The sequence below is a fragment of the Psychrobacillus sp. MER TA 171 genome (assembly GCF_023713305.1).
GTDB lineage: Bacteria > Bacillota > Bacilli > Bacillales_A > Planococcaceae > Psychrobacillus.
The window spans coordinates 1-25,599 of sequence record NZ_JAMAWN010000034.1 but is presented as its reverse complement, the minus strand read 5'-3'; the positions used below and the strand labels follow the sequence as shown (position 1 = coordinate 25,599).

At 39.7% G+C, this 25,599-nt stretch carries 26 protein-coding genes; 4 read left to right on the top strand and 22 right to left on the bottom strand.

What is annotated here, in order from left to right; translation table 11 throughout:
* Positions 1-142: 142 nt before the first annotated feature.
* Positions 143-676: a D-glycero-alpha-D-manno-heptose-1,7-bisphosphate 7-phosphatase gene (locus M3627_RS19410; RefSeq protein WP_251557137.1), complete on the bottom strand. Its 534-nt coding sequence runs from the start codon at positions 674-676 to the stop codon at positions 143-145.
* A gap of 90 nt (positions 677-766) precedes the next feature.
* Positions 767-913, bottom strand: coding sequence for a hypothetical protein (locus M3627_RS19405; protein ID WP_251557136.1), 147 nt, complete (start codon positions 911-913; stop codon positions 767-769).
* 598 nt (positions 914-1,511) lie between these two features.
* On the opposite strand from M3627_RS19405, the gene M3627_RS19400 reads away from it, so the two are divergent.
* Positions 1,512-1,928, top strand: coding sequence for a hypothetical protein (locus M3627_RS19400; RefSeq protein ID WP_251557135.1), 417 nt, complete (start codon positions 1,512-1,514; stop codon positions 1,926-1,928).
* Positions 1,929-1,989: 61 nt separating this feature from the next.
* Here M3627_RS19400 and M3627_RS19395 read toward each other — a convergent pair whose 3' ends face one another.
* Positions 1,990-2,217, bottom strand: a complete 228-nt coding sequence (locus tag M3627_RS19395; protein WP_251557133.1) for a lactate dehydrogenase — start codon at positions 2,215-2,217, stop codon at positions 1,990-1,992.
* A gap of 347 nt (positions 2,218-2,564) precedes the next feature.
* Between M3627_RS19395 and M3627_RS19390 the strand changes: the two genes are divergently transcribed.
* On the top strand, positions 2,565-3,479 hold the full coding sequence (locus M3627_RS19390; RefSeq protein WP_251557131.1) for an iron-hydroxamate ABC transporter substrate-binding protein: 915 nt from the start codon (positions 2,565-2,567) through the stop codon (positions 3,477-3,479).
* A 69-nt stretch (positions 3,480-3,548) separates the two neighbouring features.
* On the opposite strand, the gene dnaN is transcribed toward M3627_RS19390, so the two are convergent.
* The 4 genes from dnaN to M3627_RS19370 all read right to left on the bottom strand — a co-directional run bounded on the left by dnaN (position 3,549) and on the right by M3627_RS19370 (position 9,276).
* A complete protein-coding gene (gene dnaN / locus M3627_RS19385; protein ID WP_251557127.1) occupies positions 3,549-4,679 on the bottom strand; it encodes a DNA polymerase III subunit beta in 1,131 nt (376 codons plus the stop codon).
* A gap of 215 nt (positions 4,680-4,894) precedes the next feature.
* Positions 4,895-5,137: a hypothetical protein gene (locus tag M3627_RS19380; protein WP_251557125.1), complete on the bottom strand. Its 243-nt coding sequence runs from the start codon at positions 5,135-5,137 to the stop codon at positions 4,895-4,897.
* 240 nt (positions 5,138-5,377) lie between these two features.
* Positions 5,378-6,901 carry a glycosyl hydrolase family 18 protein gene (locus M3627_RS19375; protein ID WP_251557122.1) on the bottom strand — a complete coding sequence of 508 codons (1,524 nt, stop codon included), beginning with the start codon at positions 6,899-6,901 and terminating at the stop codon, positions 5,378-5,380.
* Positions 6,902-6,966: 65 nt separating this feature from the next.
* The gene (locus tag M3627_RS19370; RefSeq protein ID WP_251557120.1) at positions 6,967-9,276 is read right to left on the bottom strand and encodes a glycosyltransferase family 2 protein; all 2,310 of its coding nucleotides are present in this window, start codon (positions 9,274-9,276) and stop codon (positions 6,967-6,969) included.
* A 75-nt stretch (positions 9,277-9,351) separates the two neighbouring features.
* Here M3627_RS19370 and M3627_RS19365 point away from each other — a divergent pair, with 75 nt between their 5' ends.
* Together M3627_RS19365 and M3627_RS19360 are read left to right on the top strand one after the other, a co-directional pair.
* A complete protein-coding gene (locus tag M3627_RS19365; RefSeq protein ID WP_251557118.1) occupies positions 9,352-9,516 on the top strand; it encodes a hypothetical protein in 165 nt (54 codons plus the stop codon).
* 98 nt (positions 9,517-9,614) lie between these two features.
* Positions 9,615-9,830, top strand: a complete 216-nt coding sequence (locus M3627_RS19360; RefSeq protein ID WP_251557116.1) for a hypothetical protein — start codon at positions 9,615-9,617, stop codon at positions 9,828-9,830.
* Positions 9,831-9,939: 109 nt separating this feature from the next.
* Here the strand turns inward: M3627_RS19360 and glnA are convergent, their stop codons facing one another.
* From glnA to M3627_RS19285, 15 genes are all read right to left on the bottom strand, one after another.
* Complete coding sequence (gene glnA, locus M3627_RS19355; RefSeq protein WP_169361154.1) at positions 9,940-11,274, bottom strand: type I glutamate--ammonia ligase; 1,335 nt, start codon at positions 11,272-11,274, stop codon at positions 9,940-9,942.
* Between the two features lie 43 nt (positions 11,275-11,317).
* Positions 11,318-11,701 (bottom strand): MerR family transcriptional regulator, encoded by a 384-nt coding sequence (locus tag M3627_RS19350; RefSeq protein ID WP_169361155.1) that lies wholly within the window; start codon positions 11,699-11,701, stop codon positions 11,318-11,320.
* A 137-nt stretch (positions 11,702-11,838) separates the two neighbouring features.
* Entirely contained in the window at positions 11,839-13,089 is a 1,251-nt protein-coding gene (locus M3627_RS19345; protein ID WP_169361156.1) for a methionine gamma-lyase family protein, read from the bottom strand.
* A gap of 130 nt (positions 13,090-13,219) precedes the next feature.
* Positions 13,220-13,519: a rhodanese-like domain-containing protein gene (locus tag M3627_RS19340; protein WP_169361157.1), complete on the bottom strand. Its 300-nt coding sequence runs from the start codon at positions 13,517-13,519 to the stop codon at positions 13,220-13,222.
* A gap of 76 nt (positions 13,520-13,595) precedes the next feature.
* Complete coding sequence (gene hfq, locus M3627_RS19335) at positions 13,596-13,817, bottom strand: RNA chaperone Hfq (RefSeq protein WP_144541813.1); 222 nt, start codon at positions 13,815-13,817, stop codon at positions 13,596-13,598.
* 59 nt (positions 13,818-13,876) lie between these two features.
* Entirely contained in the window at positions 13,877-14,797 is a 921-nt protein-coding gene (gene miaA / locus M3627_RS19330; RefSeq protein ID WP_251557115.1) for a tRNA (adenosine(37)-N6)-dimethylallyltransferase MiaA, read from the bottom strand.
* Positions 14,790-15,710 carry an alpha/beta fold hydrolase gene (locus M3627_RS19325; protein WP_251557114.1) on the bottom strand — a complete coding sequence of 307 codons (921 nt, stop codon included), beginning with the start codon at positions 15,708-15,710 and terminating at the stop codon, positions 14,790-14,792. Before M3627_RS19325 ends, miaA begins: the two co-directional genes overlap by 8 nt.
* Entirely contained in the window at positions 15,707-17,359 is a 1,653-nt protein-coding gene (locus M3627_RS19320) for a glycerol-3-phosphate dehydrogenase/oxidase (protein ID WP_251557113.1), read from the bottom strand. The genes M3627_RS19325 and M3627_RS19320 overlap by 4 nt, the downstream gene beginning before the upstream one ends.
* A complete protein-coding gene (glpK, locus tag M3627_RS19315; protein WP_251557112.1) occupies positions 17,356-18,870 on the bottom strand; it encodes a glycerol kinase GlpK in 1,515 nt (504 codons plus the stop codon). The genes M3627_RS19320 and glpK overlap by 4 nt, the downstream gene beginning before the upstream one ends.
* A 10-nt stretch (positions 18,871-18,880) precedes the next feature.
* Positions 18,881-20,710 (bottom strand): DNA mismatch repair endonuclease MutL, encoded by a 1,830-nt coding sequence (gene mutL, locus M3627_RS19310; protein ID WP_251557111.1) that lies wholly within the window; start codon positions 20,708-20,710, stop codon positions 18,881-18,883.
* A gap of 22 nt (positions 20,711-20,732) precedes the next feature.
* A complete protein-coding gene (gene mutS / locus M3627_RS19305) occupies positions 20,733-23,321 on the bottom strand; it encodes a DNA mismatch repair protein MutS (RefSeq protein WP_251557110.1) in 2,589 nt (862 codons plus the stop codon).
* Positions 23,322-23,562: 241 nt separating this feature from the next.
* Complete coding sequence (gene cotE / locus M3627_RS19300; RefSeq protein WP_251557107.1) at positions 23,563-24,120, bottom strand: outer spore coat protein CotE; 558 nt, start codon at positions 24,118-24,120, stop codon at positions 23,563-23,565.
* Between the two features lie 327 nt (positions 24,121-24,447).
* Positions 24,448-24,801 (bottom strand): hypothetical protein, encoded by a 354-nt coding sequence (locus M3627_RS19295; RefSeq protein WP_251557105.1) that lies wholly within the window; start codon positions 24,799-24,801, stop codon positions 24,448-24,450.
* 22 nt (positions 24,802-24,823) lie between these two features.
* On the bottom strand, positions 24,824-25,390 hold the full coding sequence (locus M3627_RS19290; protein ID WP_251557138.1) for a nucleotidyltransferase family protein: 567 nt from the start codon (positions 25,388-25,390) through the stop codon (positions 24,824-24,826).
* A gap of 1 nt (position 25,391) precedes the next feature.
* Positions 25,392-25,599 (bottom strand): hypothetical protein (locus M3627_RS19285; protein WP_251557103.1); only part of this gene is annotated, 208 nt, incomplete at its 5' end.

Sequence of the window (25,599 nt, the reverse complement as noted above, 5' to 3'; positions counted from 1 at the left end):
CTTTTTTAAAAGCAGAAAAATGAGAGGTTTATTTGGTATGCGCAAAAAGTGTTCATTTGGAAAGTATCACTTAAGTAATTTCCAATTCATTTCTTTTTTTCGCTTGACATATTACCACTGGGCTTAACTAGGTGTATACATCTCACTTACCTTTAAGACTATCTTTAATGATCCATCCAGCTGCTGTTGCTAAGTCTGGAAAGATGGCATCAGCTAGCGGATCCCTTTTCCCAAGAAATACACACTTCGTACCAGCTTTTTTTCCTGCTATTATATCCGTATCGGTATCTCCCACCATATAAGACTCAGCTAATATTATGTCGTATTTTTTAGCAAGATCCTCAATTAATTTACTATTAGGCTTTCTACAGGAACAGCCTTCCTTTGGCTTATGTGGGCAATAGACTACCTCATGAATAACTGCCCCCATTTTCTTTAAAGCTTTCGCCATATGGTCATGAATTTGTATTAATTGTTGCTCCTGCATGTAACCTAAACCAACGCCGCCTTGATTCGTCACGACAAATATATAATCGAAGACAGTATTTAATTTTTTTATAGCCTCTGGTACACCAGGAAGAAAATACAAATCTTTTGGCTTATTCACAAACTTTACTCGGTTAGACAACACTTCGTTTATAACACCATCTCGGTCTAGGAATACTGCTTTTTTCATCCTATTCACACCTTTATTATTTTCCTACTATTGTGCCCATAAGGAAAATAATTATCAGGGTAATAAGACAAAACTATTAGCTATAACTTATTAATTTTTAAAAATATTGATAATAATGACTATCAAAATGATTCCTACTACTACCATCCCTCCGATGGTAGGGCTACCATACAGAGCCCGATTCCACGCGTCATCCGTTTCAATTTTACTCTTCTTTTCCTCATTAGGTTTCCCCATACATTCACCCTTTTCGATTTAGTTTAAATAGGCCTCTAGAATTTTAAATCAATTGATAACGTTGCATGAATTCTATGCCCGCCAAATAAATCACCATCATTGAAGATACAAACTTCTCATAAGTTATATTGTATTCACCTGCATCTACTGCTTCCCAACTAAGAGTCAGATCATTTTCATCGTATTCAGGTCAAAAGTCATTTTTATAGTTCGAGTAAATATGCAGTCACAGAAGTTCTAACTTGTTTTTGGAAAATTTCTATAAAAAAAAACAGCCTTTCTGCAAAAACTAACAATTGCTTTGCACCCATTCTATTATTACTATTCAAGGTCCAAATGATTTCACCTTCACAGTTTTTAAATTTTTTAGTTGTTTCTTCATAACTGAACAGCCCAATGCATCACTATTGAATTCATTTAATATCACCTTCTGGAAGAACTAAATGGAACAACGTGATGTTCTCTGTCTTTTTTTCATATACTCTATTGTAACTGCGAGAAGAAGGTTTTTGGAAATATATGTGGAATACATATTCAGCTAGATAGGATTTTGGATGTTGAAGTACGTTTACAAAAGCTTGTGAAAAGGAGTTTTAACATGAGGAGAGTTTGTATAATCTTAATCTTCGTCTTGGTGTTAACTGCATGCCAAGTTCAAGCTGCAAACATTACTTTAAATGATGTGATTGTTTCACTAGAAAATCAACATCTTGATGTAGAAGAGACAAGGAAATCTACGGATAAGATTTTTAATAATAAGCTGAATGGTATAAAGCCAAACAATTATACGCTACAGGACAAATCATTATTGATCTATATTTTCGACTCTGAAGAAAATAGAAAAAAAGGTCTTAAAGATTTTCAGAAACAAACAGAAAGTATGAATACTGTATCTCATGGTGTTTACGAAGTGAAAAATGTTTTAATCTTTTATGTATATGAAAAGGACTTAGACAATAGCATCGAGGAAGGCATTCAACAAACGATAAATAATTTAGAAAGGTTAGCTTTATAATACTTAAAAAAATAGGGGCATTTCTCTGGACTGAGATCCCCTATTTGCATTTCAATTATAATTAATTTAGTGGTCTTGATATGATAAACTCATACTTTTCCACATTTTCATCTGCTTCCAGAGGTACACCAAATACAGTTGCTGCGTTAATAGTCGTTTCAACATTCGAAAGCTCATCTTGTGTCAAAGACTCAAAAATGTCAGGATTCATTCTGATTAAAGTAACTTGCTTGCCTTGTGAAGTAAGATATTCAATTCCTTCGTGCAGCCTATTTAAAAGTATTTCCATTTTGATTCCTCCTCCATTATTCCACATGAATAGCTTGCCCTAAAAAAAGAAAAATATATAATATGCTCGTTTACTGATTCATTCGTATAAAACATGATTTTCACCGCAATTAATGCTTTTATACATGAATCAAATTAGTCATAACTAGGTTTATCTTTTAACCAATCTTAGACTCACTTGATTTGTGGGACCATATAATTTATAAATGATACGCATCCAAACAATTATTCCATTGACATTTTAAACTAATAGAATTAACATTTAATAGAGTTAATTGAAAATGATTATCATTACTAATTAATCTTCAATTTATTTCAAATTTTAATGATGAAGAAGGAGTTTAAATGATGAAAAAGCTATTTATGATATCCTTACTGTTCTTTGTACTTATCCTTGCTGCATGTGGAGACAAGGAAACAAATAAGGAGCAAGGAAAAGAAGAAACAAAATCAGATACGATTACATACCAATCAGAAACTGGCCCTATCGAGGTTCCGGCAGATCCACAAAGAATAATTACTCTTACAAACGGGCCAAATGCTTTGGCATTAGAGGCAAATGTAGTTGGAATTGATGATTGGACAAAGATGAACCCTCTTTTTGAAGAACGATTAGACGGGGTGGAAGTTGTAACCGAGGAGAACTTAGAAAAAATCATCGAACTTGATCCAGATTTGATAATTGCAGGTTCTCATATGAATAACATTGAAAAGTTAAATGAAATTGCCCCTACAGTTGTTTTTACGTGGGGAAAACTAGATTACTTAGAACAGCAGCTTGAAATTGGGAAGCTTCTGAACAAAGAAAAAGAAGCGAAAGAATGGATAGAGGATTTCAAATCACGCGCTGAATCGATTGGCGAGGCTATTCGCGCTAAAATCGGTGAAGATGCAACAGTTTCTGTGATTGAAAGTGGAAACAAGGAGTTTTATGTGTTTGGAAATAATTATGCACGTGGAACAGAAATCTTGTACCAAGCAATGGGGTTGAATATGCCCGAAAAGGTAAAGGATACAGCTCTTGAATCTGGGATCTATGTTATTTCAACTGAACTACTTCCAGAATACGCAGGTGATTATGTAATTTTAAGCAAAAATCCAGACGTAGATAACTCTTTCCTAGAAACAGATCTATGGAAAAACATCCCTGCAGTTAAGAATAGTCAAGTATATGAAATCAATACAAAGGCTTCTACCTACAGCGACCCTATAACTTTAGAGCACCTTCTAGATTTCTTTGAAAGCTCGTTTTTGAATAAATAAGGACCCGTAAAACGTGAAATCAAGTTGCTGATTTCACGTTTTTTGATTTCTATACTAGTTATTTGTTTCTTAATAAGAACGGACCGGGGAAATGAGTTGAAGATAAGAGGACTGTTCAATAGACTCAATTAAAATTGGGCTCATTGATCCGTTAAAACTAACTTTTATCTCTTCATCTTTTATTTTCTTTAAAGCATCCAACAAAAAAATCGCATCAAGTGAAATAGTTAGATTATTGTCCCCAGTGATTGCTTTAATACTTAGTGTTTCTTCAATCTTCCCTATTTCTGTAGAATTAGAGGAGATTTTGATTTTAGCACCATCGTTAATTTCTAGCTGTACATTGTTATTTTTCCATTCACTTGCAAAAAGACAAGCTCTATCTATTGCTTTTAATAGCTGAACTGTATTAAGTATAATGGTTGTCCTGAAATTATTTGATAGTAGGCCGGATATGTTAGGATAATTTCCATCAATTAGTTTAGAAAAGAGGGAGATGGTATTTGACTTAAATACTATGTACCTTTCTGTCACAAATATGTTTATTACACTAGATTCCTTGTTAATTAGATTGGATAGCTCAATTAAACTTGTGGCTGGAACATTGAAAGAACCATTAATAAATGAATTTGTGGTAAGCTCCCTTAAAGCCAAACGCTGTGAATTTGTTGCAATACACGTGAGCCGGTTTTGATAGAAAGACATATTAACTCCTGTTAAGACAGGTCTAGATTCATTCTTCGAGGCTGCATACACTGTTTGTTTAATAATTTCTACCAACTCATCACTCAGAATTTTTATGGATTCAGTCTCCTCCATTTGTGGAAGACTAGGATATTCATCTGCGTTGAATCCATATAGAGTAGTTACAATTTCATTCGCTTGAATGGTAACGTGCTTTTCTTCATTTACTTTTATATGTATTTTTCCAGGTAGCTTCTTTAAAATTTCACTTAGAAGTTGGGCTGAAACTACAATACTACCTGTATGACAGACTTCCAAAACTTCCAGTTCATCTTTCCATACAGGAATAACTTTTTCGATAATAATATCAGAATTGCTTCCAACAAGAGTTAAGTGATTGTGATCAACAGTTATCTTAATTCCTGAGAGAATAGGGAACTGTGTTTTTAAAGAAACTGCTCTATTCACTTCTGAAATTGCCTTGTTAAAACATGCACTATCTATTATAAATTCCATAAAAACGGCTCACCTCATTTAAGCTTTAAGCATTACTACTTCGACTTCAGTTACCAATTCCCCTCTATTTTTTCTTATTAAATAAGTTAGACGTCTATACACTACTCATTTTTTCTATACATAAAAAAACACCGTTCCAGTCAACAACTGAACGATGCTTTATTTACCTTATTAATCGGTTCGATTTAACAACTTGGACTTACCAATGGTGAATCTTATTTGTTTTTAAGATACTCCATACCTTTAGCAGTGATCCCTAAAACTAGGTTATCTGAACCCTGCCCGCTATCCACTGCATATTCCATTTTGATCAGGTATTCAATCGCTTGTTTACTATTAAGGTCAGTATTTACCATAGCTTTAGGTAATACATAGCTCACGCCATTATTAGCAAAATGATAATCATACAGACTTTGTAACAAAATATCCGATATTTTATTTATTTCTTCGTTAGTCAAGCTCATCACTCCTCAGTAATCAATATACAACATTCAAGAAAAAAACTCTTTGTATTTGCTTCAGACAAATAACATAAAAACACCCCGTAAATGTTAGTTGGTGTCTAACATTTACGGGGCAGATCAAATTGATGGTCTTACTTAACTAAAACACCGAATTACGCGTTAGCAGCACAATCAACAAGTTCTCCAAATCAGATTGTTGGAATTGTTAATTAATTAAGAGAGAAATGTTAAATGCTATTCCTTTCCCTCCAGTTTTGATAATACAGCGTTTATCTGTGCCTGTGTGAGTGGCGCCCATGCTGAGCTATCAGAATCGGATAACGCTGATGCGGGGCTTTCCCCCTGACTCATCCATTTGGCTTGATAGGGCACTTCTTCGAAGATGACCCGCTGACCGGCTTCATATTTAGCCGTTTCTAACCAGGAAGGATAGACATCTTTCGGTAATGTAGGCTGTGGAATTGGTTTTTCACCAGGCATAACGGGGCCTATGAGATTCCATGGCGTTTCCCATGACTGAAGAACCGGATTGTCAGGAACATCACCCTTTGTCCACCACTTAGCCTCGTAGACGTTATGGTGCCGAACGACTTTGTCACCTTCAAGGTACATGACCGTTGGTGACCATATCTGGTAGGGACTTGTTTCCGGGTTATCAGGTTCCTGTTCACTGGCTGACACTTGATCGGACGTTGTTATGAGACCAGCACTCGTAACAATATCCCCCTTAAAATTCATACCTAGCAAATCAGAAAAGCCGAACTGCGTTTGTTCCACGCCACTACAGGCGTCTGAAACTATACCGACGTCAACATAATTACTTCCGCACATAATATCTCGATTAACCGACCACATGGACATTCGGCCAACACCACGGGAATGAGCAAATTCGTTTAGGGCTTGAGCGTCATTCAAGGTAAAGACTTCGTTTCTAAAATCGTTTTGGCCGATCATCGGCGTTGCACCAATCTTCGACCATAAGGTTTTATCACTTAAGTGGATACCTACCCGTTTGTAAAGTATCTTCAATTGTCGTTGAGTCTGTATTAAAGCGTTTTCTGAAGCAGTCAGCATCGTTTGATCAGACGATAGACTTGAACCGTAATCCATCGTCATCACGTTTACTCCCGCTAAATCTACGCCATTCTCAAGCAGTTGTTCAACAGCATTCGTGCCATCCTGACTCAATCCTTGGGGTGAGACAGGTAGTGTCACCCATACCGCCAGTTGCTTGCCAACTGCCCGTCTTTCTGACTGTAGTTTAGCAATTACCTCAGCACGACGGTTGCCAGCAGCAGTATCTGTAAGTCCAGAATTTTCAAGATCCAAGTCTATTGTAGTCAAATTATATCTGTCAATAACTGATTGATATGCGGATAAGAGTTCATCCGTGGATGTACACCCTACTGCCAGTTCATTGTTTTTTACACCGCCGAAGGAAACGGCTACACTCCCCCCTTGTTGATGTAAGCGAGCAATGCGCCGATCTAAATCGAGAGTTTCGCTAGCTTGATTCAATGTGTAAGCCCCGCCCCAGGAGGGTGCACAAGGATTTGTCGGATCAGAAACAATGAATGCCAAAACAGCGTCCTTATGTTCGGTGGACCCTAGATTCTGAAACATAAACATTGGGGTAGCAGTTACGTCTACATATGGTGCAAACCATTGATTCTGCGCTGCAGCCCGAGAAACCCACAAATTCCCTATCTTGCCAGTTGCACCGAGGAAACCACCGGTGAAAAGACCAGCAATAATCATACATAGAATTGTCAAACGAAATAGTGATAATCTCCGTTCCTCTACTTGTATCTTCGTGACTCTGGTCATGAGTGCACCACTTCTTTTTCTTCTACGTGTGGTGTTAATGTAGTCAATGTACTCTGATTGGAGGCATTATTAGACAGTCGCATCCCGGCATCGCCGTGATAAAGAATTGCTTGCCAGTCAAGACTTTGTGCATGCTCCTTCTCCTGATTTTTCTGTTTTTTCTTTACCGGAACGTATAACCAATTTTTGATGCCGAGCCATACGTCAACAACTGAATTTTTGATACCAATAAATTCCACTACAGCCCATGTGGCTGTAATTACATTGAATGCTGCGAAAGCAGCATTTCCCCAGTTTTCCAGCATGATGCCACGCCACAAAATAACCAGTGAGATTCCAATAATGAGATGTGGTGAAATAACATACAACATTGGAGATACTGTACGGTCCTTTATTTTAGGTGTGCGAGCAAAGGGGATTTTTTGGGCACTAAGAGCCTGCTGTATTGATGTAAGCACACCAGCTAAATTCACCGGTAAGAGTATCAAGTTGAAACCATAAATCCTGAAGACATCGCTCCGTTTATAATTGCAATATTTTAAATCGCTGGACATCGCTAAGAAGTATGGCAACGCCGCAAAAATTACTAATGGACTTAGGAGACGCCCATCTATGGGGTAAGCTAACATAAATAATAGCCCAAAGCTCGCCCAAGAAATGGAAGCCAGATAATTCACACGAATTAATATTTCGGTTTTAGACACCGTGTTTCCTTGTTTTTTACGATTTCGAACCAGTGACCATAGCTTCGGCAAAATGATAAGACCCCCATTTGCCCATCTACGTCTTTGTACAATAAGTGAACCAAAATCAGGCGGAGTTGCACTGTAACTTAGACGTTCAGGATAGTTGATAAGCGTCCAATCATGTTTGGCTAGATCGACACTAGATTCCGTATCTTCGATAACAGTGCGGTCCTGAATATACCTTCGTATTTCAAAGTTACCCACCCATTCCGTCTCACTGATTTGTTCCAATGCAGACTTCCGTATAATAGCATTGGCTCCGACCCAGAATGTTGCGTTATAGTAAGTCATACCTTGGTGTAGAATATGTTGGATGTCAGTTGTAGCTCCAGCAATCCGCTCAATGCGGGTAGCGGCTCCACGAAATGAAGAATACGGTGTCTGAACCACCGCAACACGTACATTATCCGGTTGCTGTAAGAAATAGACCAAGCGTAAACAATAACCCGGACGCAGTATGGAATCTGCATCTAATGTAAGTACAAATTCGCTATCCGGAAATGTAATATTCCTGCCGTTCTGAATTTCGGTCGCGGGCACCAGTATAGGACCATCCGGTGTTTCTACCTGATCAAACGTGCGACCCATAAGTCCGATATAAGAATTAAGATTCATGGCTTTATTGGGCTCGTGAGATAATGAAGCGAATTTTTTCCGTTCGAAAATATCCAGTTCCGTATTAAATATCCAGGTCAAACGTTTATAGAGTTGACTGATCCTGTTAACGGGAATACTTACCTTTTCATTGTAGGAAGCAAGCAAAGCTTTATAAACCAAGCGCAACTCACTTGATAAACCGCCCACCACTTCATCTGCAAAAAATTCCCCAACATGGTCACCAATCTCTTCCTTATTGACCAACTGATCTAACCAATCCGCCGCCCAGGCATAGTGTTCAGCCAGTTCCTTCGTAATCTCTGGTCTGATATGCGATGACGACTCCAGCTCGCTTAGGTATTCTGTAAGTTTAGACTCAAATAGCTGACGGGGGGCAGCAAATAAATCATTGATTTCCTTAACCAACTGCCGAGTGGCGTTGAGTCGATCTGAAGCCGCTGGATCTTTCGGGTACGGGGCGTCATCCAAAAGGAGAACAATTCGGATATGGGGATACTCCTGTAGAGCAGCAGATAACAGGGTCTTTCGAACAACTTCCGGCTCTTCATCGTAAGACGGTATCAATACAGTAACCTTCGGCTGATTCTTCTCCAAGTACCTATCAATATCAGCACGAGGTATACGTACATGTTTACTAAAACGCTGCAAGGCACCCTGTCGTGCTATGAGATACATTAGAGCTGAAAAAGTTAGAAGTGTGACAATTAACAGATATCCGAGTGACTCCATCACGAACTGATATGTAATCGGACCCTTGAAATACTCCTTTATAATTGTCGATATTACATAAGCAATCCAGAATCCAATAGTCATTATTATTGCTAAGCCGCCATATGCCATTTTCCTAGTAGACGGCTTGTCATGAAAAATCGACAGGGGCGTTGAGTGACGCTCCGTACCCCACTGCCGTTTCAGCTTCCTAGTGCTTTGAGAACGTAACATATTTTAAGTCTGGCCTCCTCATTATTATTTCTACACCAAGCACGACGGCTATTGGATGGCTTGTTTGTATATAATATGGGTAGAATTCAAATTATATTCCAGATTTCGGGAAACCTCTCTGCTGAAATTGAAGTAAAGCTTCTAATTCAAATATTTATTGCCGAAGATGAACTGATCGGTGAAACAAAGATACGCAAAATGAGAAACAATGAATGGCCGATACAACAATCAATACTTTAAAGACTCATCTTATCATTCAAAATCAAAACAAACTTATATTGAAAGATGTATTTCGACATGATCTCAACTTAATACTCTGTAGAAAAGACGGAGAACCTATGCCAAAGTCTTCTCTATTTGATGCCTTCGAACGAATCCTCAAAAGGGCAGAAATAAAAGTCTTTGCCTATACATTCCTTACGCATACTTATGAAGTTTTATTAATGGATGGTAGTAACCAAATAACTGCTGATGTATATACTCATGTATCAAACAAAATAAAAAAGAAAAACACCGAACAAGTCAACTTACGACTGAACGATGTTTTCAAATAATATTTTTTTACCTATTTTATGGGGTGAAAATGGGGTGAAAATAATTTTCACCAATAATTCTGCAAAAACCACCCCATAAATCTAGTCAACAATCCTCGCTAAATTAAGCTTAGTACATCTTCAAGTACTGCTCACGTTCCCAAGGATGTACAGTCGTACGGAACATATCCCATTCGATTTCTTTTGCTTCTACGAAGTTAGCATAGATGTGTTCACCTAGTGCTCCGCGAATGATTTCGTTTTTGCCTAGCTCTTGAACTGCAGCATGTAATGATGGTGGTAAGTTATGGATACCATTTTCAATGCGCTCTTCTTCTGACATAACATAAATGTTACGGTCTACTGCTGGTGGTGGTGTTAATTTGTTTTTAATACCATCTAATCCCGCTTGAAGAATAACTGCCATAGCCAGGTATGGGTTTGCTGCTGGATCTACAGAACGAACCTCGATTCGTGTGCTTAAACCTCTTGAAGAAGGAATTCGAATTAAAGGACTACGGTTTTGACCTGACCATGCAACGTAACAAGGTGCTTCGTAGCCTGGTACAAGACGTTTGTACGAGTTAACAGTTGGGTTAGTGATTGCAGTGAAGCTTTGTACATGCTTTAATACACCAGCCATAAATTGCATTGCTGTTTCACTCATTTGCATATCTGCAGACTCATCGAAAAATGCATTTTCTTTCCCTTTGAATAATGAAACGTTAAAGTGCATTCCTGAGCCATTCACACCGAACAATGGTTTTGGCATGAATGTTGCATGCAGACCATGCTTACGAGCAATTGTTTTAACTACAAGCTTGAACGTTTGGATGTTGTCACAAGCAGTTACAGCGTCTGCATATTTGAAGTCGATTTCATGCTGTCCAGGAGCTACCTCATGATGAGATGCTTCAATTTCAAAGCCCATTTCTTCTAATTCAAGTACGATATCACGACGACAGTTTTCCCCAAGATCCATTGGAGCTAAATCGAAATAACCGCCATGGTCATTTAAGTCAAGTGTCGGCTCGCCTTGAGCATCTAATTTAAACAGGAAGAATTCTGGCTCTGGCCCTAAGTTAAAGCTAGTAAACCCTAACTCTTTCATTTCTTTTAATATACGTTTTAAGTTACTACGTGGATCTCCAGCGAATGGAGTACCGTCTGCTTTATTTACGTCACAGATAAGACGAGCTACTTTCCCTTTACCTGTAATCCAAGGGAACACTACCCATGAATCTAAATCTGGAACTAAAAACATATCTGATTCTTCTATACGAACAAATCCTTCAATTGAGGATCCGTCAAACATCATTTTATTGTCAAGAGCTTTATCGAGCTGACTCACTGGAATTTCCACGTTTTTAATCGTACCTAGTATGTCTGTAAATTGAAGACGAATAAAATTCACCTCATTCTCTTGAACGAACTTTTTGATGTCTTCTTTAGTATACTTACTCATTTTTCCACTCTCCTAAATATTTGATATTTTTGTTGAAGCTTACTTAACGAAAAAAGCGGGATAAGTCCCCTTGTCTTAAAGAAGCACGTTGCTGACTTTGTGCCAGTCGCATCTCTTCCTTTACAATGGCGCGTAACTCTTGATCAGAAATTACTTGTCGAACATCCTTAGAGGTTGCAGGATTTTTCTTCATTTCAAAAATTTGTTTAATACCGGCTATGTTCACACCCGATTTCAGAAGGTCTTTAATCTCTAACAAGACATCGATATCATCCAGTGAGAACATGCGTTGCTTACCTTCCGTCCGTGCAGGCTGAACTAATTCTTGCTCTTCATAATAGCGAATTTGTCTAGCGGTTAAACCAGTTAGCTGCATGACAATATTCATCGATAGCAGTGGCATGGAACGTCTCCATTCCTTTTCCATCGCTGCACCTCCTATGTAGGTTATAAACATAGTATATGTGATGTTAGCTAACATGTCAACACCATGTCAGAAAAACTTACATAAAATTTTCAAAAAAATTAAACCACTCTCTATATTTAGAAAGTGGTATTTTTTTGTTATTTATTCAAGGACTGAACTGCTCCTAAAATCGCATATTTGACATGTTCGTATGTTAACCCACCTTGTATAAACGCCGTAAATGGAGGTCTGATCGGACCATCTGCAGTCAGCTCCATGCTTGAGCCTTGCACAAATGTACCCGCAGCCATAATAACATCGTCCTCGTAGCCTGGCATATAGGCCGGCTCTGGGGCAAATTGGGCATTAATGGGTGAATGCATTTGGATTGCCTTGCAGAATTGAATCATTTGCTCAGGTGTCTGAAAGGAGACGGATTGTATTAAATCCGTACGTTTTTGAGTGTAATGTGGCTCCGTTGACATACCTACTTCCTCCAATACTGCGGAAGTAAAGATTGCGCCTTTAACTGCCTGTGAGACAACATGGGGAGCTAGGAAGAATCCCTGATACATATCTAATAATGTGTTCAGTGAAGCACCCGCCTCTGAACCTATACCCGGAGAAGTCATTCTGTAAGCGCATTTTGTAACAAAATCTTTTTTTCCTGCAATGTACCCACCAGTTTTAGCAATCCCACCACCAGGATTTTTAATCAGAGAACCTGCCATTAAATCTACTCCGACATCAGTTGGCTCTAAGGATTCCACGAATTCTCCATAGCAATTATCTACAAAAATAATGACGTCCTGCTTAATCAATCTAATTTTTTCTACCATTTCCTTGATTTGGGACACTGTGAAAGAAGGACGAACAGCATAGCCCTTTGAACGTTGGATGGCGACCACCTTGGTTTTGTCATGTATTGCATTTTTAACTGCTTCCCAATCCACCGCTCCTTCCTCTAGCAAGTCAACGTGCTGATAACTGATACCAAAATCAGCTAAAGAGCCCGTATCCTCTTCTCCGCCACTGACAATCGACTGTAAAGTATCATACGGTTTGCCGGTTATGTATAACAGCTCATCATTTGGTCTAAGAACACCAAATAAACTGATAGAGATTGCATGAGTCCCGCTAATGATTTGCGGTCTAACTAGAGCTGCCTCTGCTCCGAAGGTTGTTGCATATACTCGTTCTAACGTATCCCGACCTTCATCGTCGTAGCCATAGCCAGTCGAAGGATTAAAATGATGATCACTCACATGATGTGTTTTGAAGGCATGAAGGACTTTTTGTTGATTGTGAAACGCGATACGTTCTACTTCTTTGTGATAATCTGCAATCTTGGCTTCTGCCGAAGTTGCCAGAGCCAATACTTTTTCTGATAAGGTAGTTGTAAATTCCATGATGCATCTCCTAATTCTATTCATTGTACTTTGTATTTTGTTTGATGAATTATACTTTTAAACTCGTTTTTGATAAAAGAGAAAAGACTAATTTCAATAAATGAAATTAGCCCCTTATTGCATTAAATATTTAGAATTGCACTTCCCCGTCCCAGGCCATCATTCCACCTGTTACATTCGTTACATCGTAACCATTCTCTTCAAGGACTTCACAAGCCATCGCACTGCGGCCACCAGCTTTGCAAATTATGTAATGAGGAACGGACGGGTCGATTTGATCCAAGCTCGTTTCCACTTGACCTAAAGCAATATGCTTAGCTCCAGGAATAATTCCTGCATCTACTTCCTCTTGTTCGCGCACATCAATAATGTTGACTTGTTCGCCCGCATCTATTTTTTTTAGAAGTTCATCTGTCGTAATAGTTTTCATAAATAACCTCTCCACTTCATTTAAAGATTCTATCAAATAATAATTGGAGCAAGTGGAACTGTCAATGAATTAGATTTTACTCTTCTGATAGCTTTACAGGCTTAGATGGAGCAAATGTAGAAATCGCATGTTTATAAATGAGCTGTTGCTTCCCATCAGATTCGAACAATACAGTGAAATTATCATAGGATTTCACTGTCCCCTTTAGTTGAAAGCCATTTAACAGAAAGACTGTTACAAAGATTTCGTTCTTTCTTAACTGATTTAAATAGTTGTCTTGAATATTCATTGGTTTCATCCCAATACCCCCGTTTGCAATTTCGCTTAAAAACGTATCACTTTAACTATTCGCTTAAATTATTGATTTTCCTGCAAGAACCTACTAATTTCTTCTAAAATACTTTCACGGTCTTTAACTGGATCGAACCATTGTATATCCATTTTGTTACGGAAATAGGTTAACTGTCGCTTAGCATACCTTCTAGAATTTTGTTTTAGTGTGTCCACGGCATCCTCAAGGGTCGATTTCCCATCCAAATAGTCATAGATTTCCTTATACCCTATGGCTTGAATGGATTGAACATCTCTTATTCCTCTATCATATAGACCTTTTACTTCTTGTAACAGTCCTTGTTCTATCATCAGATCTACTCGCTTGTTAATACGCTGATACAGTATCTCACGATCAATTGTCAGACCAATGATATAGTGTGGGAAAACCTTTTCCTTACCTTGATTTTGCTCAATCTCGTCTCTTTGCTTTCCAGTTAGCTCTTGCCTCTCGATTGCTCGGATGACTCTTTGCACATTGTTCGGGTGAATGTCCTTCGCAGCCACTGGATCTACATCCTGCAGCATCGAATATAATACCTCAGAGGACATACCTTCCAGCTCCTTCACCCTTGAGCTGTCTTGCTTTGGCTGCTCTGAAAAGCGGAAATCGTATAAAACCGACTGAACATAAAGCCCAGTCCCCCCCACAATAATAGGTACTTTTCCTCTAGAGGCAATATCCTTTATCTTTTCTCGTACGAGCCTTTGATACTCCGCCACAGAGAAGCCCTCGGTCGGATCTTTGATATCCAGCAGATGGTGTGGAACATTTTCCATTTCATCTGCTGTTATTTTCGCTGTTCCAATGTTAAGCTCTCGGTAGACCTGCATAGAGTCCCCATTAATGATTTCCCCGTCACAAAACTTTGCCAGCTCTATACTTAATGCCGTCTTACCAACTGCAGTTGGTCCTACAATCGCAATAACTGCTGGATTACTATTCATCCTTCATCATCCACTTATATATAAATTCCATTGTTTGCTCTTTCCCTAATTCCTTTAAAAGTTCATGCCTTGCATCTTCTATCAATTGCACGGTTATATTTTTCATACCTACTTTTTTCATACCTTCCGCTACTTTAAATACATCCTTGCCGTCTTTTCCGACAGGATCCTTTGCTCCACTTATCATTAGTACTGGTAGACCCTTACGAACTTTCATGATCTCTGATTCTTTATGAATAGCTCTCATGCCACCAAACATATCGACATATAGCTGGTTAGATGGGATAAAACCACATAGAGGATCCTCTATATACTTCCTTACTTCCTCCCCGTCTCTAGTTAACCAATCGAAAGGAGTTTCCGGATGAGCAACTTTCTTGTTGAATCCGCCAAATGCTAGCGAGTTAAGCAAAGGACTTTCTGCTTGCGGTGTTTTTATCTTAGAAGCTGCTTTACCAATTAGTTTTCCAATGTTGCCTAATACGCCAGGATCATATGCTGAACCACTTAGGATGACTTTAGATAGAGAATCACTATATTTTTGCATATATCGACGAGCGACGAACGAGCCCATACTATGTCCGAATAAAATAAGTGGAAGATTCGTTAATCCTTCTCGAACAGTTAACAGTACTTCACGTACATCTTCCGTAATTCTTTCAAAGCCAGCACGGTCTGCAAAATAGCCTAACTGACCATTCTTTACTGCAGTCTTTCCATGACCGCGATGATCGTGACCACTTACGATAAAACCCTTATCAACCAGAAAATCGACAAACTCATCGTAACGCTCAATATGCTCAGCCAATCCATGCATAAGGTGAACATGGCCAATTGGTGTATCAGTTGGTATACATCTCATCACATAAATGAGGTGCCCGTCTGACATCTTTGCTTCTAAAATTTGCTTCACTCCACAACACTACCTTTCGAAAACATAGCATCCATTAAAGCTTCTTCTAATTGTTGCGAAAAACTTTCGGTCTCTTCCTCTGAATACTGGAGCAATTGCTTCATGACATTCAGCACTTCATCTTTATACAATTTGTATTGGTCAATACGGAAATAAAGCATACCCGTTCTTCTTACCAAGAAGTCTACAGGGGAGTACGTCATTTCTTCATGCACTGCATAGTAAATCTGCGCTAGCAAACCTAATGGCAAATTGGATGGAACAGTAGAGAGGATATGAGCGTATTGGAACACTTTATCGACATTAGAGCCGTAAAGCTTAGCCAACCTTCTTCCCTCTTCTTGCGTCAACCCGTAGGAAGGAGCGATTTGCTCTTTTAATGCAACAAACCCTTCGAATTGTTCGGAGCCACCAATTTCACCACCAGACAAATTCAAATGCTTCGTTACACAAGGGCCATACTTTTCATCCCCAAGTTGTTTGGATATCTTATCGACGATTGTTTCTGCCATTTTACGATAGCCAGTCAGCTTACCGCCTGCTATTGTTAATAGTCCCGCCTCCGATTGCCAAATTTCATCTTTCCGTGAAATCTCCGAAGGATCCTTGCCATCCTCATAGATTAAAGGACGAACACCTGCCCATGTAGATTCAATATGCTCAATTCCTACTTGGACACCAGGGAACATATAATGGATGGCATCTAATAGATATTCAACGTCCTGTAAAGTCGCTACTGGATTTTGAATTTTTCCTTCAAAAAAGGTGTCGGTTGTACCAACATATGTTTTGCCATCTCTAGGTATCGCAAATACCATTCGTTTATCAGGTGTATCAAAATAGATAGCCTGGTGCAATGGGAAAATAGATTGGTCGATTACTACGTGGATACCTTTAGTTAGTCGCAACTTCTTTTTATTTTCGATTGCGTCTAGCGCTCTTACGCCGTCTACCCAAGGTCCAGTTGCATTCACTACTTTTTTAGCATGGATCGCGATTCTCTTGTTTGTGACCATGTCTACTATTTCAGCACCAACTACTTTATTATCATCACTATAAAGGAAAGATCTTGCCTTAGCATAGTTTAAGCATACGGCTCCTTTTTCAATCGCTTTTTTTACAACCTCTATTGTTAGTCGCGCATCGTCCGTTACATACTCAACGTAGTAGCCACCACCAAGAAGGTCCTTACTTTTTACTAAAGGCTCTTTTTCTAGTGTTTCCTTAGCAGAGAGCATTAGACGACGCTCTTCTTTTTTTACACCGGCTAAATAATCATATAGCTTTAATCCAGCGGATGTGCTTACAGGACCAAACGTTCCTTGCTTATGGAATGGAAGTAGCATGCCAGTAGGTTTAGAAACATGAACTGCATTTTCGTATACAATTTCTCTTTCTTTCCCTACTTCAGCTACCATTTTAATTTCCATTTGCTTAAGGTAGCGCAAACCACCATGGATTAGCTTGGTCGATCTGCTTGATGTACCAGCTGCAAAGTCCTGCATTTCCACTAAGGCTACGGACATCCCTCTTGTTACCGCATCAAGCGCTATGCCCGCTCCTGTAATTCCGCCTCCGATAACTAAAACATCGAATTCGTAAAAGTTTAATGTATTAAGTATTTGTTCACGTTCTACTGAAGATTTCACTTATTCCACTCCTCGTCCTGAAATTTAAATAATCTCGTTGCTTCAACGGCCAATTTCCAGCCTTTATATAATCGGTTTCTTCTTTCTTCCTCCATTTGAGGTTCATATAAGCGCTGGCTTTCCCTTAGATCGGAAAGCTCCTGCTCATCCTTCCAGAACCCTGTCGCCAAGCCGGCAAGGAAGGCGGCTCCTAGTGCGGTTGTCTCGTTAAGTTTTGCAAGCTCTACGGGTAAGTGTAACAAATCACTTTGAAATTGCATGAGGAATTCATTACTTACTGCACCACCATCTACGCGTAACACTTCCACAGAGACACCAGAATCACTAATCATCGTATCTAAAACGTCTTTCGATTGGTAGGCAAGAGACTCAAGTGTTGCACGGATAAAGTGTTCCTTGGTCGTACCTCGGGTCAGACCAAATATAGATCCTCTTGCATCAGAATCCCAATAAGGGGTTCCTAATCCTACAAAGGCAGGGACGACATAGACACCTTCCGTTGAATCCACCCGCTTCGCATAGCTTTCCGATTCACTCGCATGCTTTAGCATACGAAGCCCATCACGAAGCCATTGTATGGCAGAACCGGCGACAAAAACGCTTCCCTCTAATGCATAGGTCACCTTCCCATTCATACCCCATGCAATGGTCGTCAATAAACCGTTCTCAGAGGTTACCGCTTCCTCTCCGGTATTTAATAGCATGAAGCAACCAGTACCATACGTATTTTTAGCCATTCCCTTTTCAAAACAGCATTGTCCGAACAAGGCAGCCTGCTGATCACCTGCAGCACCTGCTATATCTATCTCCTTACCGAAAAATACAGAAGGATCGGTTTTCGCATAAACCTCAGAGGAGGAAGCAACCGTAGGGAGGATCCCCATTGGAATATTTAGCTTTTCACAAATTTCCTGATCCCACTTTTGTTCGAATATATTATAGAGCATTGTCCGGGAGGCATTGGAGTAATCTGTGACATGAGCCTTTCCATCTGTAAGCTTCCAGATTAGCCATGTATCAATGGTTCCAAACAGTAGCTCGCCAGCCTCTGCCTGTTCTCTTGCCCCCTCGACATTATCTAATATCCATTTCACTTTGGTTGCCGAAAAATAGGGATCTAGCTTTAAGCCCGTTTTTTCTTGGAAGAAGGATTCCAGGTTCTCTTTCTTCAGCTCATCAATAATAGATTGAGTCTGCCTCGATTGCCAGACAATTGCATTATAGATAGGTTTTCCCGTGCGCTTGTTCCATACCACGGTTGTTTCGCGTTGATTAGTAATCCCAATGGCATGGACGTCTCCGGGCTGACTGCCGCTTTCTGTTAATACTGCTGCCAATACCGATAGTACCGTTCCCCAAATTTCCTTTGCATCATGCTCCACCCATCCAGACTTTGGAAAGTGTTGCTTGAATTCCTTTTGCGCAGAGTGAACGATATTACCTTTTTTATCGAATAGAATAGCTCTTGAACTAGTAGTACCTTGATCGATGGATAAAATATATTTTCCCATATAACCCCTCCTACATTACTCGTTTGAACATCTTTTCAATTTCATACGTAGAAAAATGGACAATGACAGGTCTTCCATGCGGACACGTCAAAGGATGCTTCGCATTTTTTAGACTGACTAGCAGCTGCTCCATGTCATGTAACGTTAAATAATGGTTTGCTTTAATCGATAACTTACAGCTCATCATGATTGCTGCTTCTTCCCGGAGCTTTTTAATATCTGTTTTGCGATTCGTCAATACTTGCTCGATTAGTCCCTCAATAATCTTAGTTTCATGTCCTTTTGGAAACCATACGGGATGGTCTCTCACCACAAAGCTAGAGGAACCAAATTCCTCCAAAAATATACCTACTTTGTGCAGCTCCTCGATGGATTCTTTAATACGATAAGCCTCATCCAAAGAATAATGGAAGGTGAGTGGCAATAAAAGTGCTTGACGCTCCGTTACATCTACGTCCCCTACCTTTTCCTTGTAATACTCATACTTCACTCGTTCCTGTGCTGCGTGCTGGTCAATCAAATAAAATCCATCTTCACTTTGCGCAACAATATATGTACCATGGATTTGGCCGACCACATGTAAATCGGGAAACGGGTCTCTTAGGTCGAGTTCCGTTTCAGAATATGGCTCCTCATTAGTCGGAAAGCTCTCTTCCATTACTGTTGTGTTGTCATCCCATTTAGTCGACTCTATTTCAGGTTGATGATCATCACTTCGAGGGGGAGTGACAGACATAGCTTCCTGCTCCGTTACCTCCTGCTTTACAGGCTCATATGTTTGTTTGAAAAAATCAAACTGGAAGCTTGGCTGAGGTTTTGGCTTTACAGGCTTCTCTTTAATCTCTAGTGGTTGTTGAGCGCGATGCATCACCTTACGGATGGTTTGTTTCACCAGCTCCATCAGTTCCTTTTCCTTACTCAAACGAATCTGATGCTTCGCTGGATGTACGTTAACATCAGTCAGCATTGGGTCTGTTTCAATATTTAGAACGACAATTGGAAAGCGCCCTATCGGTAGTAAAGTATGATACGCCTCTACAATGGCATTATTTAATCCGTAATGCTTGACCCAGCGCCCGTTAACCAAGATCGTCATATAGTTTTTAGACGCTCTTGTAATCTCAGGTAGTGTTCCATAGCCTGAAACTTTAAAATCCGATGACTCTGCCTCGAATTTTATCATTTTTTTAGCATTAGACACCCCGTATATCGAAGCTAGCACCTGCCTTAAGTCTCCACGGCCGCTCGTTTGTAAGATTGTTTGATTGTTATGAGATAGCTTAAATGCTATTTCAGGAAAGCTAAGCGCTAGACGGTTGATCAAATCAATGGTATGTCCTAGCTCTGTTTGAATCGTTTTTAAATACTTTAGTCGAGCAGGTGTGTTGAAAAATAACTGTTTTACTACAATGTCCGTCCCTCTTCGGATTGGGGCAGGAGTACAGGAGATCACTCTTCCTCCTTCTAGCATAACCTTAGTCCCTACCTCTTCTCCATCTGATGTCCAAAGATCAATTTTAGAGACAGAAGCGATACTGGCTAAGGCCTCTCCACGGAATCCTAAGGAGCGGATACGGAACAGATCGTGCTCCGTCATTATTTTGGAAGTGGCATGTCTGGAGAAGGAACGCAAAGCATCCTCCTCATCCATTCCTTTACCATTGTCTGTCACCTGAATTTTAGCTAACCCTGCCTCCTCTAGCATAATTTCGATGGAGGTGCTTTCTGCATCAATGGCATTCTCTACTAACTCCTTCACTACAGAGGCTGGCCTTTCTACTACTTCCCCTGCAGCTATTTTGTTAGATAAGAGCTCTTCCATTACGACGATTTTCCCCATTGTTGCTCACCACCTATATGTTTTAGTCTAGCTCATTTTGTAGCTCGTATAATAATTGAAGGGCCTCTAAAGGTGTTGTACCCGAAATGTTAACCTTTTTAAGCTTTTTCATAATCATTTTTGCAGTGTCATTTTCTTTTTCATTAGTCTCTTCCGCTTTTACGATGGTTACTGGAGCTTCAGAAGAGGACGCCTCATCAAAAAATGATAGCTGAGTATTTGCCCCATTTCTCTCATTTGATTCTTTTCTCTCCTGCTGTTCAAACGACTTCAGGATATTTCGAGCTCTTGAGATAATCTCTTCTGGCAGCTGTGCAAGCTCCGCGACATGTATTCCATAGCTTTTATCAGCTGGACCTTCTTTTAGCTTGTGTAGGAAAACTACCTTACCATCTTTTTCAGTTGCAGCCACATGGACGTTTCGTAGCATCGATAACGTTTGCTCTAGTTCTGTCAGCTCATGATAATGAGTGGAGAACAAAGTGTTTGCTCCAATATGGTCATGAATATATTCCATCATGGCCTGCGCTAAGCTCATACCATCATAAGTAGAAGTCCCACGTCCAATTTCATCGAACAATAGTAAGCTTTTGTTTGTTGCATTGACTATGGCATGCTGAGATTCCATCATCTCAATCATGAAAGTACTTTGCCCTCCTGCCAGGTCATCCGCTGCTCCTATTCGAGTGAATATTTTATCCACGATTGGCAGCTCAGCAGATTTAGCAGGCACGTAGCAGCCAATTTGAGCCATTATCACAGTTATGGCTACCTGTCTCATAAAGGTACTCTTACCGGACATATTCGGTCCAGTAATAAGCAGCATGTTTTCCTTTTCAGTCAATACGCAATCATTTGGGACATACAGCTGATTATTCATCATCTTCTCAACAACCGGATGTCTTCCCTCTTTAATAATCATCGCATTCGAGTCATGGAACATCGGTCTTGTCAAACGATGCTTTTCAGCGACCTCTGCAAACGAAATGAACACATCTAGCTCGCTAATTTGTTTCGCTAGCTTTTGCACTAGGGGGATGTATTGTTTAATTTCTTCTCGCAGCTCGGAGAAAAGCTCATACTCTAAAACTAGGCTTTCATCCTCAGCAGAAAGGATAAGAGATTCCTTCTCCTTGAGCTCATCTGTTATATACCTTTCAGCATTTGCTAAAGTCTGTTTTCGGACATATCTCGATTCATCCGCAAAGTGAATGTTCGACTTGGTTAACTCAATATAATACCCGAATACTCGGTTATAGCCTATTTTTAAATTTTTTGCCCCGGTGATTTCTCGTTCTCTTCTCTCGAGCTCTGCAATCCATTTTTTCCCGTTAACAGAAGCATCTCGAAGCTTATCTAAGCGGTCATTATAACCGTTTTTTATGACTCCGCCATCTTTGACAGAAATAGGTGGCTGCTCGCTAATCGCATCCTCTAGCTTTCTCCAAATGTCCTGGCAATCTTCAATTGCTTCTCCTAATACTTGAAGCGTTTCGTCTTGTGTCTCCAATAAAAGCTGTTTGATCTGTGGAATTTTAGAAAGAGACTGTCGAAGTTGAGCAAGGTCCCGTCCTCCAGCACTTCCAAAGCCGATTCTTCCAACCAATCGCTCTAAATCATATACTTCTTTGAACAGCTCTTTTATGTCCTCTCTTAGCATAAAGTCATCTAAGAAGCTGGTAACGATATTGAGCCTAGATTCAATCGCACTTTTATTGGCAAGTGGCTGATGAATCCATTGCTTTAGCTTTCTACCGCCCATAGCAGTGACCGTTTCATCTAAAAGCCATAACAACGTTCCTTTTTGATCCCCGCTTCTTATCGAGGAAACAAGCTCTAAATTACGTTTAGAATGGTAATCCATTGCAAGGAATGCTTCTCTTTCCTGGAAGTTAAAAGGCTGAATATGAAGCAATGATCGTTTTTGTGTTTTCTGTATGTATTTTAACAAACGCTTGACTGTACGATAGGTCTCTGCTGGATGATTTACCACATACTTCTCAGCTTCCTCATCCGACAATTCCTCTTGCTCGATGGATAACGTGAAATCATGAATAGAGGATAAGTCATTTATCACTAAGTATAATTGTTCGCTTACGATTAACTCCTTTGCCTGTAACGCTAAGAGCTGCTGAACGACTTCCTTTTCGTCACCTTTTATAATAGTAGTAAACCCGTCACCTGTGGACACATCCAAATAGGAAAAGACGACTTCCTCCGTGGGCAATAAATCTGCTGAAGCAATAAAATAATTAGTTTTGTTTTGTAATGCCTTTCCCTCCATCAGAGTACCTGGAGTTACCAGTTGAACAACCTCACGTTTAACCACACCTCTAGCAACCTTCGGATCTTCCACCTGCTCGCATATCGCTACCTTATACCCTTTCGAAATTAGAGTCTCTATATAGCTCTGTGCAGCATGATGTGGCACTCCACACATCGGAATACCATCCTTTCTGCTCGTTAACGTGATTTCCAAAATAGATGCCGCCTTGATCGCATCATCATGAAATAGCTCGTAAAAGTCGCCGAGACGGAAAAACAAAAAAGCATCTATGTAGTCTTCTTTAATCTTTAAATATTGTTGCATCATTGGAGTAATTGTAGTCATTGTTTCCCTCTTCTCATTGTTACTCCCCCTATTATAACAAATTAAATAATCACCGCAGACATAATACGACTTGTTTTTAGATGTTTCTTGTGGGAAAAACTAGCTTTAGAGGAGACCAATTGCAATCAATAGAAGGGACTAGTTAGAAGAGCTACATGACCATGCCAGTTAATGCATTTTATGGTATCTCAAAAACATCCAAACTTAAAGCAAAAAAAAAAAGCCGGCCAGCGCCGGCTTATTAAAGTGAAGATGAATCGTGGAAATCGTCTGAAGAGCTGGATGAGCTGGATGAACTAGATGAGCTTGAAGAGCTAGATGAACTCTCATCCTCGTAAGACCATTCTTCCTCGAAGTCCTCATCATAAACTTGAATACAAACAGTTGTTTCTCCGACTACCTCTGCAAGTAACTCTCTCTCTACCGTCACTTGGAATTCACAGCCTTTTACAATAATTGCTTCTGTGCAATTTGGCTGTTGAATGACACGTACATGAACTTCCTCACCAGTTGCATCTTTGTCTCTATAGCTTAGTTTAATGCGATCCTTGTAGTTCACCGTCTCCGTAAAAACAGATGTTTTAGAGTGATCGTGGTGGGCGTACCACACGTTGATATCGAATTTCCCAGATACTTCTACAAATTTCCCGTGTTTTTTAGATTGGTACGTATGATTGATAACCCAGCACCCTAAAATGCTAGAAGGTGTGTTTGGTGGTCGAAGTGTCTCACAAGATTCCGTTCTCTTTTTACCCTTAGCAACTACTGCTTTCGTCACGATATGTCGCAAATATTTCATGTTCTTCCTCCTTGTAATCAAGTCATAACATCATATGCACCGTTTGCCCAATCGGTTCATCCGTTTGAAGATGTTGTGTAGATTAAAAGAGAAAGAATTTCATTTCTCGTTAGAATTCGACAAGGAGGTGGGGACATAACCCATCCCTAAATAAAGCAGTTCAACTACTTCTTAGCAGTTGTTCTCCTTTACGACTGTCGCTTTCCTGGGGCACGGCTCGAGCCTGTAGTCTCTCCCTCGTGCTCTTCCCCTAGGAGTCGCCGCCTTCACTCCAAACAACTAGTATTTCTTCTATCTAATCAGTTTTAAGATAAAATGAGGTCTATTTTACTTTCTTAGCACGTTCTTAATTTCTTCATTTTTAAGCTTGAATTTGCCCAAGAAGCCTTCTACTTCAATGTCTAAAACATATGAAGAGTCATCTAAGTTTCTATAATCTCGATTTATTTTCCCCATAAAAATGCCTGGCGAAAAATTGCCACTAATAGTTTGCATCATAACTGGTTCTTCTCCTTCTTTTACATCGAGTTGGAAAGTATCGCAATTATAATCGAGGCAGTGTACTTGATAGGAACTTTCAATCCAATTAGCATAATCAGTTTCACTCGGCTTTAGGATAATGACAACTATAAAAAATGTAAGTATCGACAAAGATAGTAAAAACCAGGTTCTTTTGCGCATAAAATACTCCTTTTTTTAAAAATCATCTTACTTTTACAGTAACCATTGGCCAGTTAACTTTCCAATTCTTACTCTCCATACGCTTTGTATAAACAGCTTTAAGCTCGTTGCTCGCTTCAAATCGGGGTACCGGACGGACGCACATTTGAATTACGTCTCCGATACCATGAGGTGCCGTTAATATTAATCCATTAGCTCCTAGCTTAACTCCTAATGCTGTAACTGTTTCCGGGAAATTTGCTATCCCCTCTTCTGCAGACATATAGGGGGGAAGATTGTTTATTTTATGCATCCTCGCCTGGTTTTTCACAGACCAAGGGATACCTGGCTTCCAAGCCACTAACTGCTGTTCAAGTCTTTTCTCCTGTGCCTCATCCAAGCATTGCGGGTCAAAATAAATCACGTCAATATCGCCCAAGGGAGTACGAATATCGTAACCATGGAGAGTATCCCATATTTTTGACCGAACAAAACCAGCGCAAATCCACCAATCGGGAAGATTTAGTCGCTCTGCGACTCTCAGTAAATCCATCATCCATTTGTCATCTTCTATTAGGGCCATTATCCCTTGCTCCGTATGAATATCCATCTTAAACATTGGCTTCCCCCTCGTATATTAGTAATAAGAGCTCTTTCCGATAGAATTTCCAGTTGATCCGGACAGCTGGAGAATCTGTTGGATTTCCTATAGGAAGTGGTCGCCTCTTGGCTCCCTCACCCTTTTTATGTTTTACCTGTTTGACCCCTGCTTTACCGAGGGAGCCAAAAAGGAAAAGTCTATTTTTAACATGACTAAAT